This window comes from Arthrobacter sp. 2MCAF15 (assembly GCF_052115605.1).
GTDB lineage: Bacteria > Actinomycetota > Actinomycetes > Actinomycetales > Micrococcaceae > Arthrobacter.
The window spans coordinates 1-12,635 of sequence record NZ_JBFRGZ010000037.1 but is presented as its reverse complement, the minus strand read 5'-3'; the positions used below and the strand labels follow the sequence as shown (position 1 = coordinate 12,635).

At 66.8% G+C, this 12,635-nt stretch carries 14 protein-coding genes and 1 pseudogene; 4 read left to right on the top strand and 11 right to left on the bottom strand.

Features of this window, described 5'->3' with window-relative positions; genetic code table 11:
* Positions 1-353: 353 nt before the first annotated feature.
* The 3 genes from rpsN to rpmB are packed head-to-tail and all read right to left on the bottom strand — an operon-like array spanning position 354 to position 1,067.
* On the bottom strand, positions 354-659 hold the full coding sequence (gene rpsN, locus AB4089_RS22640) for a 30S ribosomal protein S14 (RefSeq protein WP_441411515.1): 306 nt from the start codon (positions 657-659) through the stop codon (positions 354-356).
* A gap of 4 nt (positions 660-663) precedes the next feature.
* Positions 664-831, bottom strand: coding sequence for a 50S ribosomal protein L33 (gene rpmG, locus AB4089_RS22635; protein WP_003798558.1), 168 nt, complete (start codon positions 829-831; stop codon positions 664-666).
* Positions 831-1,067: a 50S ribosomal protein L28 gene (gene rpmB / locus AB4089_RS22630; RefSeq protein WP_011693744.1), complete on the bottom strand. Its 237-nt coding sequence runs from the start codon at positions 1,065-1,067 to the stop codon at positions 831-833. Before rpmB ends, rpmG begins: the two co-directional genes overlap by 1 nt.
* A gap of 505 nt (positions 1,068-1,572) precedes the next feature.
* Between rpmB and AB4089_RS22625 the strand changes: the two genes are divergently transcribed.
* Genes AB4089_RS22625 through AB4089_RS22615 form a run of 3 tightly spaced genes read left to right on the top strand, consistent with a single transcriptional unit; the run spans position 1,573 to position 4,356 of the window.
* The gene (locus tag AB4089_RS22625; RefSeq protein ID WP_441411514.1) at positions 1,573-3,015 is read left to right on the top strand and encodes a ferredoxin reductase family protein; all 1,443 of its coding nucleotides are present in this window, start codon (positions 1,573-1,575) and stop codon (positions 3,013-3,015) included.
* Complete coding sequence (locus AB4089_RS22620; protein ID WP_441411513.1) at positions 3,012-3,566, top strand: FMN-binding protein; 555 nt, start codon at positions 3,012-3,014, stop codon at positions 3,564-3,566. Before AB4089_RS22625 ends, AB4089_RS22620 begins: the two co-directional genes overlap by 4 nt.
* A 40-nt stretch (positions 3,567-3,606) precedes the next feature.
* A complete protein-coding gene (locus tag AB4089_RS22615; RefSeq protein WP_441411512.1) occupies positions 3,607-4,356 on the top strand; it encodes an FAD:protein FMN transferase in 750 nt (249 codons plus the stop codon).
* 24 nt (positions 4,357-4,380) lie between these two features.
* On the opposite strand, the gene AB4089_RS22610 is transcribed toward AB4089_RS22615, so the two are convergent.
* Together AB4089_RS22610 and AB4089_RS22605 are read right to left on the bottom strand one after the other, a co-directional pair.
* Positions 4,381-5,142, bottom strand: coding sequence for an SGNH/GDSL hydrolase family protein (locus AB4089_RS22610; RefSeq protein WP_441411511.1), 762 nt, complete (start codon positions 5,140-5,142; stop codon positions 4,381-4,383).
* 73 nt (positions 5,143-5,215) lie between these two features.
* The gene (locus AB4089_RS22605; RefSeq protein ID WP_441411510.1) at positions 5,216-5,695 is read right to left on the bottom strand and encodes a MarR family winged helix-turn-helix transcriptional regulator; all 480 of its coding nucleotides are present in this window, start codon (positions 5,693-5,695) and stop codon (positions 5,216-5,218) included.
* A gap of 103 nt (positions 5,696-5,798) precedes the next feature.
* On the opposite strand from AB4089_RS22605, the gene AB4089_RS22600 reads away from it, so the two are divergent.
* The gene (locus AB4089_RS22600) at positions 5,799-6,098 is read left to right on the top strand and encodes a YciI family protein (protein ID WP_441411509.1); all 300 of its coding nucleotides are present in this window, start codon (positions 5,799-5,801) and stop codon (positions 6,096-6,098) included.
* A gap of 46 nt (positions 6,099-6,144) precedes the next feature.
* Here the strand turns inward: AB4089_RS22600 and AB4089_RS22595 are convergent, their stop codons facing one another.
* The 6 genes and pseudogenes from AB4089_RS22595 to AB4089_RS22570 form a co-directional block, all read right to left on the bottom strand.
* The gene (locus AB4089_RS22595) at positions 6,145-6,987 is read right to left on the bottom strand and encodes an SGNH/GDSL hydrolase family protein (RefSeq protein WP_441411508.1); all 843 of its coding nucleotides are present in this window, start codon (positions 6,985-6,987) and stop codon (positions 6,145-6,147) included.
* 83 nt (positions 6,988-7,070) lie between these two features.
* Positions 7,071-8,080, bottom strand: a pseudogene (locus AB4089_RS22590) (siderophore-interacting protein).
* Between the two features lie 77 nt (positions 8,081-8,157).
* Complete coding sequence (locus tag AB4089_RS22585; protein ID WP_441411507.1) at positions 8,158-8,988, bottom strand: ABC transporter ATP-binding protein; 831 nt, start codon at positions 8,986-8,988, stop codon at positions 8,158-8,160.
* 1 nt (position 8,989) lies between these two features.
* The gene (locus tag AB4089_RS22580) at positions 8,990-10,075 is read right to left on the bottom strand and encodes a FecCD family ABC transporter permease (RefSeq protein ID WP_441411516.1); all 1,086 of its coding nucleotides are present in this window, start codon (positions 10,073-10,075) and stop codon (positions 8,990-8,992) included.
* 35 nt (positions 10,076-10,110) lie between these two features.
* Positions 10,111-11,175: a FecCD family ABC transporter permease gene (locus AB4089_RS22575; protein WP_441411506.1), complete on the bottom strand. Its 1,065-nt coding sequence runs from the start codon at positions 11,173-11,175 to the stop codon at positions 10,111-10,113.
* A gap of 9 nt (positions 11,176-11,184) precedes the next feature.
* Positions 11,185-12,294, bottom strand: coding sequence for an iron-siderophore ABC transporter substrate-binding protein (locus AB4089_RS22570; RefSeq protein ID WP_441411505.1), 1,110 nt, complete (start codon positions 12,292-12,294; stop codon positions 11,185-11,187).
* Between the last annotated feature and the right edge of the window lie 341 nt (positions 12,295-12,635).

Sequence of the window (12,635 nt, the reverse complement as noted above, 5' to 3'; positions counted from 1 at the left end):
GGTCTCCCTCTCGGCGACTTAGAAAACAATACACCCACCACGCCCCCACCGCAAACCCACCCCCACACACCCCCACCACCACCCCAAAACCCCCAAAACCCGCGGCCAAACGCACCTTCGGGCACCCAACCCGGGGCTCCGGCGTCGTAAGTGAGAATTGTGCGGTGCGTCACCGTGGCTCGGCGCGGACTCAGACCTCCGTCGTGGGGCAGGCGGCCACGCGCCAGTTGGCAGCCGCCCCGGTCCGCCGACCCGGCCCCCCGCCGGCCCACCACCCGGCGTTAAACGCAAGAAGGGCCGGCAACCAAACGGTTGCCGGCCCTTCTCAAGCCACTGGCTTCAGGAGTACTGAATTACCAGGAAGACTTCGTGATGCCAGGGAGCTCACCGCGGTGAGCCATGTCGCGGAAGCGAACACGGGAGATACCGAACTTCTGGAAGGTACCGCGGGGACGGCCATCGATGATGTCGCGGTTACGCAGACGTACCGGAGAGGCGTTCCGGGGCAGCTTCTGCAGGCCGAGGCGAGCAGCTTCGCGTGCTTCGTCGGTTGCGTTGGCGTCAACCAGGGTCTTCTTCAGTTCGAGGCGCTTTGCAGCGTAACGCTCGACGATGACTTTACGCTGTTCGTTCTTAGCGATCATTGACTTCTTAGCCATGTGTTTAGCGCTCCTCTCGGAATTCGACGTGCTGGCGGATTTTGGGGTCGTACTTCTTCAGAACCAGGCGGTCCGGGTCGTTACGACGGTTCTTGCGCGTCACGTAGGTGTAGCCCGTGCCCGCGGTCGACTTCAGCTTGATGATCGGACGTACGTCCTTATCCTTTGCCATTAGAGCTTCACTCCTCGTGCCAGGATTGCGGCGACGACTACGTCGATGCCACGTACGTCGATGGTCTTGATGCCACGAGCAGAGACCTGCAGCGTGACGTTACGGCGCAGGGACGGAACCCAGTAGCGCTTCTTCTGGATGTTCGGGTCGAACCGGCGCTTGTTGCGGCGGTGCGAGTGCGAAATGCTGTGTCCAAAGCCCGGCTCGGCTCCGGTCACCTGGCAGTGTGCTGCCATGACGACTCTCCTCAAAAAATAAATGAAACGGCTAACAGAGTTCCTGCTGACCGTGCGTTAGGCGGCGTCCGCATCCGGCTCCCTCCCCCAACCTTCGGTTCCGCGGGATTCAGGCAGACGGCACAAACCGGCTGGTTCCTCACTGCGGCGAAGATTGTGGGGCCACGGGCACTTGGCGTTGGCGGTCCGTGGACAGCCATTGCGAAGTGCCGGGATGCTGGGCGAAATACAGGAATGCGCGCAACTTGAGCCCCTAACTACCGGCCACCAAGACCGTCGATTTCTCAGACAGGTCCTGCCAACCGGAGCAATTGCACACGCTCCGCGCCACCTAGCGCCTACCAAGTCTACGAGTTCGACGAATTAAAGACCAATCCGGCGCTGAATGGTGTATAGGGATTGTCCCGCAGCCGGTCCGCCCAGACGGCGTGGTGTTCTCCCAGGTCATATGTCGGGCGAAGTATTTTCACAGCCAAATGATAGGCGGCGAGGAGATTCTTGCTTCATGAACACACAACTTCTGACGAGCCGTCCCGGGGTTCGCCGCAGCCCCCGTCGCGCTGTGGACCCGTTCGACGGGCAGCATCGGCGGCGGTTGCTGCGGGCGGATCTGCTGACAGTCCTCTTCTGGGCGTCCGTGGCCGGCGCGGTCGCATTGTGGCTGGCCGACGGCGGGGCCGCCGGCTTCACGTCGGCGTCCGGCTCCTTCACCGCGCTGGGGATTGTGGCGGGCCTCGCCGGGATGGACCTGGTGGTTCTCATGCTGCTGCTGGCGGCGCGGATTCCACTTATCGACAACACAGTGGGCCACGACCGCGCGCTGGAGTTCCATCGAAAGCTGGGAAAGCCCGCCTTGTACCTCCTGCTCGCCCACGGGATCCTCATCGCGATCGGGTACGGCATGGCCGAAGGGCTGGATCCTGTCAGTGAGGCGGTTGCACTGTGGGTCCTGGTGCCCGACATGTGGCTCGCCTACATCTCCATGCTCCTGTTCATCGCCGTCGTGGTCACCTCCCTGGTGGCGGTCCGACGTCGGTTCCCTTACGAATTCTGGTACGCCGTCCACCTTCTGACCTATGCGGCTGTCCTGACGGCCCTCCCCCACCAGTTCAGCGTCGGCGGCCTCTTTGCCGAGGGCACCTGGCAGCGCTGGTACTGGCTGGCGCTGTGCATCGGGACCGGCGCCGCCTTGGCGTATTACCGGGTGGCCCAGCCCCTGGTGGCATCGTTCCGGCACCAGCTGACGGTCAAACGGGTAGTTCCGGTGGCCCCGGGCGTGGTGAGCATCGAGATGTCCGGCCTGCGGTTGGACCAGTTGGCGGGCAGCGGCGGCCGGTTCTTTATCTGGCGGTTCCTGGCTCCCGGGTTGTGGTGGCATCCGCATCCGTTCAGCCTGTCCGCCGATCCCGTCAGGTTCGACGACGCCGGCCAGGGCACACTGAGGATCACGGTCCGCAACCTGGGCCGGGGTTCGGCCCAGCTCGCGTCGCTCAAGCCCGGCACCAAGGTGGCCCTGGAGGGCCCGTACGGGCTGTTCAGCACGGCGGCGCGGAGCCGCAACCGTGTGGTCATGGTCGGCGCCGGGATCGGCATCACCCCGGTCCGCGCCCTGCTGGAGAGCACTCCGTTCCAGCCCGGAAACGCCACGGTCATTCTCCGCGGTCACAGCGAATCCGAGCTGTACCTGGGCCAGGAAATACTCGAACTTTGCCAGCGGCGCGGAGCCACGCTGTTCCACCTGACCGGCCCCCGCCCGGCCGGAGTCCGGACCTGGCTGCCGGAGAACTCCGCACGCGCCGGCCATCGGCTGGCCAGTTATGACCCCAACATCGCCGACGCCGACGTGTACGTCTGCGGCCCCGCCGCCTGGGCGCAAAGTGTGCTTGGGGACGCCCGCGCCGCCGGCGTCCGGGAAGATCAGCTCCACTACGAAAGGTTCGACTGGTGAGAACCCGCGCAGCAATTTCAGCAGCCCTCGCCTCCGCCGGCATCCTCATTGCAGGCTGGCAGTCGGGCGTCCACGTTGCCGATACTGGCAGCACCGTCGCGAGCGCGGCGGCCGGCACTACCGGCAGCACCGGCAGCACCGGCAGCACCGGCAGCACCGGGTCCACGGGATCATCCGGCTCGAGCGGAACGTCCGGTTCAACGGGTTCTTCCGATTCAACGGGTTCGTCCGGTTCGTCGAGCGCGACCGGCACCACGGGAGCCTCGGCCAAGGCCGGRGGAACGTATGCCGGCTCCGTCGTCCAGACCCGGTTCGGCTCCGTCCAGGTTCAGATCACCGTGCAGGGCGGAAAGATCACTGACGTCACGGCGCTCCAGCTGACCGACGCTGAACGCAAGTCCGTGCAGATCAGTAACCGGGCCGCCCCGCTCCTGCGCGCCGAGGTGCTCCAATCGCAGTCCGCCAACGTGCAGACCATCAGTGGTGCCACGGTAACTTCCGACGCGTATTTGAACTCCCTGCAGGCGGCCCTCGATGCAGCCAACCTCTGAGCGGGGCGGATCGGCCCTGAGGGCCAGGACTTTTGGCTCCATGGGCACTGTCGTCAGCCTGACCATTCCTGCCAGAGCCATCAGTGACCGCGAACTCGACGCCGCAACTGCCGCCGTCGAACGGGTGTTTGCCGGCTCGGATGAGACCTTCAGCCTGTACCGTCCCGATTCCGAGGCCAGCCGGCTGGCGCGCGGCGAGCTGTCGCTTCGGGACTCATCGGCCGGGATGCGGGACCGCTACGCGGATGCTGTGGGCTGGCGGCTCATGACGGAGGGCGCGTTCTCCCCGGAGCGGCCCGACGGCGTGCTTGACCTGTCCGGGATCATCAAGGGCTACGCAATCGGGCAGGCCGGGGAGGCGCTGCGCATCCGGGGAATCACTGACTGGTGCCTGAATGCCGGTGGTGACGTGCTGGTGATGGGCTCGCCGGTTCCGGGCAGCGTGGCCTCGTGGGCGGCCGGAATTGCTGATCCGCTGGACCGCTCGGCGCTGCTGTCCGCCTGCGAGCTGGGCGGGCGCGGCGGCTGGAAAACAGGCACCCGGCGCGCCCTTGCGACGTCGGGCTCGGCGGAACGGGGTGACCACATCTGGACCGCCGGCTCCCGGGGCGCCGAGTTCGTCCAGGTCTCCGTGGCCGCTGCAGACATTGTCACAGCCGACGTGCTTGCGACGGCGATCGTCGCGGGCGGGACCGAGATGCTGCACCGGGCCACGGACGGCTGGGAGATCGATGTGCTGGCCGTCCGCCGCGGCGGGGATGTCCTCGCGACGCCGGGGTTCCGTGCCTAGCTTGCCGTTCTCTGACTTAGCGGTTTAGAGGTGTGTGAGCCGGCCGTACTTCGGCTCCAGGCCGTCGCCGGAGGACTTGCCGGTGACGCGCCGGACGACCCACGGGCCGGCGAATTCGCGCACCCACCGGGTATTCGCCCGGATGGCGTCCACCCGGCTCAGCTCGGGCACCGGGGTCATGGGCGGGACGTCGATTGAGTGCTCGTGCGCCAGGACGGTGAGGACGCGCTTGGCCATGTTCGCGTGGCCGGCAGGGGACATGTGCATCCGGTCCGCGGCCCACATGCCCCAGTCGTAGTACTCACTGAAGCGCCAGTAGTCGACCAGCAGGGCGCCGTGGTCCCCGGCGATTCCGCGCACCAGCTCGTTGTAGATGGCGGTGCGGCCGCGCATGGTGCCGAAAATCTTGGAGCCCCGCGCGTCGAAACCGGTGAACATCACCACGGTGGCGCCGGTGGCCGTGAGCTTGCGGATGCCGGCGTCGTACTCCGCCAGCAGGTCATCGATGTCGATCTTGGGCCTGAGGATGTCGTTGGCGCCGGCGTAGATGCTGACCAGGGTGGGTTTGAGTGCGACGGCGGCGTCCACCTGTTCGGCCATGATCTGGCGGAGTTTCCTACCGCGGATGGCAAAGTTCGCGTACCCGAAGCCGGGATCGGCGGCGCCGAGCCCCTCTGCCACGCGGTCCGCCCAGCCCCGCACGCCGTTGGGCCGGGTGGGGTCGTCGTCGCCGACGCCTTCGGTGAAGGAGTCGCCAAGGGCCACATAGCGGGACGTGAAATCCATGGGTCAAGTCTGCCAGCAGTTGCCGCGAGCAACAAAGACGGGACGGCCCGACGGCGGCGTGCAGCTGCAGCGCTCAGCGTTCGCGCAGGATCCAGTGGTCGTCGTCGAGGCGGGCCACGATCTTCTCGCCGATCCGGGCCAGATCCGCGACGTCCTTGGGACTGAGGGCATCCATGAACAAAGACCGGACGGCCTCCACATGGCCCGGGGCGAGCCTCACGATGGTCTGCATGCCTTCATCGGTCAGGTGCGCCGTCGTGACGCGGGCGTCGCCGGGGTGCGGCCGGCGCTCGAGCCAGCCGCGGTTCTGCAGCTTGGTGACCACGTGAGAGAGCCGGGACAGCGAGGCGCTGGTGCGCGCGGCGAGTTCGCTCATGGGCAGGAAACGCCCCTCGGCCTCGGAAAGCATCGCCAGCACGTTGTAGTCGAAGAGGGAAAGCTTGCCCGCGGCATGGAGCTGGGTGTCCAGGGCGGCCGGCAGCATGGTGTTGATGCTGAGCTGGGCGAGCCAGGCCCGGCGTTCATCGGCATTGAGCCAGCGGGGTTCGGTCATGGCTACATTCTAGGAGACTGGAAGCTTGACGATTCAACTTCAAACTGGGGAATTCCTTAAATGTTCCCGCCTGTCCCCGGCCAGCTACCGGTAGGCTGGCCGCATGTACGTAGTCTCCCTGACCTACAAGGTCCCCGACGACATTGTGGAGTTCCATCTCCCGGCCCACGTTGAGTGGCTGCAGGCGGCCTTCGACGACGGTGTCTTCATGGTCGCGGGGCGAAAAATCCCCCGCACCGGCGGTCTGTTGCTCTCCAATTCGGACCGGGCCAGCCTTGACGCCGCCCTGGCCAAAGACCCGTTCTACGTCAATGGCGTGGCCGACTTCGAGGTCATGGAGTTCCATGCCAACAGGGTGGCCCCGGGTTACGAGAACCTGCTGGATTCAGAGGCGCCCTCTTAAGCCCGGCGTCAAAATTTAAGCCACGCGTCGACACTCAAGCCAGTCGTCAAAGCTCGGCGCGTGACGCCTTCTCCATCAGCTTCTTCAGGCCGCCCTTCCGAGGGACCTTGACCGGCGACGGCCAGCGCGGGCTGAGCCGGTCGCCGAGGGTGACGCCGCGAAGCTTGCGGCCAAAGAGCGGCAGCACCCAATCGTGCAACCAGCGACGCTGCCGCCGTTCCCACTCCCGCAGGCTCAATCTGGCCGGCGGCTCCCAGTCCAGCGGGCTGATCTTATGGGGAACGCCCAGATGGTCCAGCACTTGGCCGGCGAGATATTTGTGGCCGGCCTTGGACATGTGCAACCGGTCCAAATCCCACATTCGCGGGTCGTGGAATGCGTCGAAGCACCAGTAGTCCACCAGCACAGCTCCGTACTTTGCCGCAATCTGCCGGACGCGCCGGTTATAGAGGGTGTTGCGTCGCTTCAGCGGTTCAAGGACGGCCGATACCTTGACGTCGAAGCCGGTGAACAGCACCACCGTGGCACCCGTCGCGGCGAGCCGGGCCACAAGCGCCTCATACTCGGCCATCAGCTCATCCATGTCGGTGCCAAAGTCGAGGATGTCGTTGCCGCCGGCGTACAGGGTGACCAGCGTCGGTTCCATGGCCAGGGCAGGCTCGAGCTGTTCGTCGATGATGTGGCGGAGCCGTTTGCTGCGGATGGCCAGATTGGCGTAATGCCAGCCCGGCTGTGCCTTGGCCAGCTTCTCCGCGACCCGGTCCGCCCAGCCGCGCACACCGTTGGGCAGCGTCTTACTCCGGTCCCCCACGCCCTCGGTAAAGGAATCCCCCAAGGCAACAAAGACCCGCCGCCCGCCTCGATCCGGAAGCAAAGGAAAAGAACCCACCCCGGCACCCTAGCGGCCCCAAAAAGCCGGAAGGGAAAGAGCGGATGAACCCAAGGTGACTGACCCGGGAGCCGACTGAGGGTCTACAGCTCGGCTTTGCCCTGCCGCCAGTAACCCATGAACGCAACCTGCTTCCGGTCGATCCCCACGTCCCGCACCAGATACCGCCGCAGCTCCTTGACGGTGCCCGCTTCGCCGGCGATCCAAGCGTAGAACGGCAGCGCCCCTGCGGGCTTGTCCGGGTTTTTGCCGGCTCCGATCGCCGCGGCGTCCATCCGTGCGGGGGTCTCCCAGAGGATGTCCTGGTCCACGTTGACGTCATCGGGTTCCGGGCCGGCGCCGCCCGCGGCAGCCTTGATGCCCACCCAGCCGGGCTCCGGAACAGCGGCGCGGACGGCTTCCTGCAGGAGTTCGCCGTGCGGACGCGAGCGGCCGATCGAGGCGCCGCGCGCCAGCCAGGTGATTTCGACGTCGGCGTCCGACTTAAGGTCCAGGAAGTCGCCTCCCTCAGGGACCTCCAGGAACGCATGCCCGCTCATGTAGGACGGGAGGCTTTCCAGGATGGCGCTGATGGCCGGAACGGCCGTCTCGTCACCGGCGAGCAGTACCCGCTGGGCCAGGCCCGGCCGCCATTCGATGCCGGAGTAGGTCTCTCCGCCGTGACACAGTGCGCGGCCCGGTTGTTGGGGCCGATGATGGTGAGGGCGTCCCCCGGCCTGGCGCCCACGGCCCAGTTCGCGGCGGGTCCGCCGTCGCCGGCATCGTCGAAGTGCAGGACGAAGTCGACGTCGATCTCCGGGTAGACGGCGTCGAGTCGTTCCTCCCGCACTGTGTAGGTGCGCATGGAACCACGGGTTGCGGGATCCATGGCCAGCCATTCCTGGTACCAGCCGGACTGCTCCATCGCGAACACGGGCAGCGGCAGGCGGGTGCCGTCCTCGGCGAGGGAGGGGATCATCAGCTTCACGCGAAGGTCCAGGGTGTCGCCGTGGACGCCGAAGTCTCGCAGGGAGTACCCGCCGAAGGTGATGCGGCGGAAGTTGGGGCTGAGCTCCTGCACCGCGGAGACTGTCACGTCGAAGGCCAGGGTCATTGGCTGGGTGGCAAGTTTGTCTCGTACCGCTGAATTCACGCGGGCTGCATTCGCACGGGTCAGATGTGCTCGGCTCGTCATGGGACCAACTCCAGGATTGTGGTTTCGGCTTTCGGGAAATCGGTGTGGTGCCGGCCTAGCGGAATGATCAGTGGCGTGCCGGAAACGGGGTCGGGAAGCACCCGCGATTCCAGGCCGAAGACGTCCCGGACCAGCTCCTCGGTGACCACTTCGGTGGAGGGCCCCTCGGCCACGATCCTGCCGCCCTTCATGGCGATCACGTGGTCCGCGTACCGGGCCGCCAGGTTCAGGTCGTGCAGGACGATTGCCACGGTTGTGCCGCGCTGCCGGTTCAGGTCGGTGACCAGGTCCAGGACTTCCACCTGGTGGGCCAGGTCCAGGTAGGTGGTTGGCTCGTCGAGCAGGAGCACGTCGGTTTCCTGGGCAAGCGCCATGGCGATCCAGACGCGCTGGCGCTGCCCGCCGGAGAGTTCGTCGACGTTCCGGTCGGCGAGCTCCAGCGTTTCGGTGGCTTCGAGCGCGCGCTGCACGGCCGCGTCATCGGCTGCTGACCAGCTCCGGAAGAAGCCCTGGTGCGGGTAGCGTCCCCGGCCCACGAGGTCACGGACCAGAATGCCGTCCGGAGCGGTGGGATGCTGCGGTAGCAGGCCGAGGATGCGGGCGAGTTCCTTGGCGGGGCGGGAATGGATGTCCTTGCCGTCCAGGGTCACGGCGCCGCCGGCCGGCTTGAGCAGCCGGGACAGGCCGCGAAGGAGCGTGGACTTGCCGCAGGCGTTGGCGCCCACGATCATGGTCACCTTGCCTTCGGGGATCTTCGCTGTGAGGCGTTCCACCACCCGGCGCTGATCGTACTGCAGCGTCAGGTCCTGGGCTTTGAGAACCGCCATGTCAGGCGTCCTTTCGGTTGGCCGTGACCAGGAGCCACACCAGGAACGGGGCGCCCAGCGCGCCGGTAACCACACCGACGGGAAGGACGGTGCCGTCAAGGAGCAAGGGGGCGATGTTGGCGGCGAAGTAGTCTCCGGCGAGGACAATGAGGGCGCCTACGAACGCGCCTGCGGGCAGGCTCGCCTTGCCGGTGAACCGGCGGGCGATGGGTCCGGCCAGGAAGGCCACGAAGGCCACGGGCCCGGCTGCCGCGGTGGCGACGGCGGCCAGGGCGACGGCAGCAACCACCACGCCCAGCCGGGTGATGCCCACCCGGATGCCGAGTCCGGCGGCGGCGTCGTCTCCGAGTTCCAGGATCCGGAGCGGGCCGGCGAGGACGGCGACGGCGGGCACCAGGACCAGCAGCGCCAGCGCCAGCACCCCGGCGCGGTCCCAGCTGGCGGAGTTCAGCGATCCGTTCAGCCAGATCAGGGCCTCCGCGGCGGTGCGGATGTCGGCGCGGGTCATGAGGAAGTTGACCACGGCGTTCAGTGCCGCGGCGATGCCGATGCCGGCCAGGATGAGCCGGCTGCCGGCGGCGTTGCCCCGGTTGCCGCCCCCGGATCCGAGGGAACCGCTCCGGGAGATTGTGTAGATCACGGCCGCGACGGCCATGGCGCCGCAGAGCGCCGCGCCGGAAACTGCCGCCCCGGAGGCTCCGAAGACGACGATGGCGGTAACGGCGGCCGCGCTGGCTCCGTAGCTGATGCCGATGACGTCAGGGCTGGCCAGCGGGTTGCGCAGCATGGTCTGGAACAGGGTGCCCGAGAGGCCGAAGGCGATCCCGATCATCGTGCCAATGACTGCCCGGGGCAACTTGTTTTCCATCACGATGAAGCTGGCGCCGGGGATTTTCTCGCCGCCGGTCAGGTGGGCGATGAGGATCTTGAAGAAGTCCGGGATGGTGACTGTGTAGCTGCCCAGCAGGATGCTGGCGGCGAGGAGCACCACGACGGCAACGGCCAGGAACCCGGTGCGGCTCCGGAAGAGTCCGCGAGATGGCAGATAACGGCGATGTTTGCGCGGATCACTGCCGCCAAGTGCCATCTCGGTGGAGGATTCCCGGGTCAGTTCTGCGTTGCTCACAGCCCGGCCCCCTTCCCGCGGCGAACCAGCCACACGAAGACGGGCGCACCCACGAGGGCGGTCATGATGCCAGCGGGGACTTCGCCGGGCAGCAGGATGACCCGGCCCACTACATCCGAGAGCAGGAGCAGCACGGGCGCCAGGACCAGCGAGAAAGGCAGGATCCAGCGGTAGTCCGGCCCGGTCAGGAAGCGGACCGCGTGCGGAACCACCAGGCCGACGAATCCGATCGGCCCGGCCAGTGCAGTGGCCGAACCGCAGAGCAGCACAACCCCCAGCGCGGTAACGCCGCGGGCGAGGCCGACGCGCTGGCCCAATCCGCGGGCGATGTCATCCCCCAAGGCAAGGCTGTTCAGGATCCTCCCGGTGAACAGGACGATCAGTGCCCCGGCGGCCAGGAACGGCAACCCGGGCAGCACCACCGACCAGTCCCGGCCGGCGATGCCGCCGACCTGCCAGAACCGGAAACGGTCCAGGGTGTCCTGGCTGGAGACCAGGACGACGTTCATGAGCGAATACAGCCCCGCGCTCAGGGCCGCGCCGGCCAGTGCCAGCTTGACCGGCGTCGCCCCGTCGCGTCCCATGGATGCGATCAGGTAGACGACGACGGCGGCGGCGGCGGAGCCGATGAACGCGAACCAGATGTAGCCGGTCAGGGACGAAACGCCGAAGACGTAGATCCCGGTGACGACGGCGAGGGCGGCTCCCGCGTTGACGCCGATGATGCCGGGGTCGGCCAGCGGGTTGCGGGCCACACCCTGCATGGCCGCGCCCGCGAGTCCGAGGGCGCCGCCGGCGAGCAGCCCCAGCACGGTCCGCGGGATGCGGGCGTGGATGACGGCGTGGTTGCCGTCGGCGGGGTCGAACTGCGTGAGCGCCTGCCAGACCGTGCGGAGGGGAACCCCGCGGGCACCGACAGCCAGGGACGCCGCGCAGACCAGAACAAGTACGGCGACGGCGGCCAGCAGCCAGGCCGCCTGCTTTGCGGGGGCTTTCCTCCCGGTGGGGGCCGGAGGCGCGGGCGCGCTGGCGGCGGGCGCCGTCGTCGTACTGTTCGTCATGGGAGGGTGTTACTTCGCCGCGGCAGCGACTTTGTCGGCTGCGCTGGCCAGCTGCGGCAGGAACGTGTCCAGGGACCATGGCAGGCTCAGCGGCGAGGAAGCGGAGATGGACAGCGTCAGGGTGTTGCTCGAGTCGGCTACCAGGGCGCCGGTCTTGATGGCCGGGATCTGGCCCAGCAGCGGGTCAGCCTTGATGGAGTCGGTGGTGGCCGCATCCGGGACCCAGGTCACGAAGATGTCCGAGCTGAGTTCGTTGGCCTTTTCGGCGGACCACGGGATGAAGAATTCCTTGGAGCCCTTGGACTTGTCCTCGACGACGGATGCGAGCTTCATGCCGATTTCGCTGAGGAAGCGCGGGCGGTTGTCGTTGGCCGTGTAGACGTTGACGCCGTCGCTCTTGTCCGGTTCCAGGTTGCCGTAGATGTAGGACTTTCCGGCGATCTGCGGGTACTTGGAGACCTTGTCCTTGATGGTGGCCTCGGTGTCGGAGACCAGCCTGGTGGCTTCGGCTTCCTTGCCCAGGGCCGTGCCGATGATGGTGGTGGAGTCCTGCCAGGACGTGCCGTAGGCGACCTCCGGCTGGGCCACGACGGGGGCGATTTCGCTGAGCTTCTTGTAGTCCTCTTCGGTCAGGCCGGAGTAGGCGCCCAGGATGACGTCCGGGTTCAGCTTGGCGATCTCGGTGAAGTTGATGCCGTCAGCCTCGGAGAACTGGACAGGGGCTTTCTCCGTGCCGAAGCCGGCGCCGAGCTTCTCGAGCGCGGCGTCCTTCCACGGTGTGGAGCCCTTGTCGTTGCCGCCCCATTCGTTCTTGGGGACGCCGACGGGCACCACGCCGAGGGCGATCGCGACGTCGTCGTTGACCCACGAAACGGTGACGACGCGCTTGGGCTGTTCCTTGATGGTGGTCTCGCCGAAGAGGTGCTTGATGGTGACCGGGAAGGCGGCGCTGGCCGGCTGGGAGCTCGCGTCCGCCGCCGTCGAAGTTGCTGGTCCGGTGGAGCATGCGGTCAGGGACAGCGCGACGGCGGCCAGAAGAGCTGCGGCCCGCCCCGCGGTCTTGCGGAGGCGGCGGCCGGCAGGGCGGCCGGCGGAACGGGGGAAGACGGCGGAAGCCACGGAACTCCTTAGGTAAGTGATGCAAACCTAAGTAAGGCTAGCCTACCCTTTCAGTAATTAAGAAAGGTTTGAGTAACGTAATTGTCTTAATTGGCCTGTGACGTGCACGGAAGCATTGATGCGCGGTCGTGTTTTCCAGGGCAATGCCCTGCTGTTAGGTGCAACGCGGGGGCACTTACGGCCGATCACGGTGGTCCAAAGTCAATTGGTCGTTGCAACATCGGGGTTTAGGCCGCGGTGGCGATTAGTTGGCGCATGCGTTGCTTTGGGGTTTCGAGGTCCAGGGTGGGCCGGGGCCGGTTGTTGAGTTTGTCGGCGATGGTGTTGAGGTCCTCGGCGGG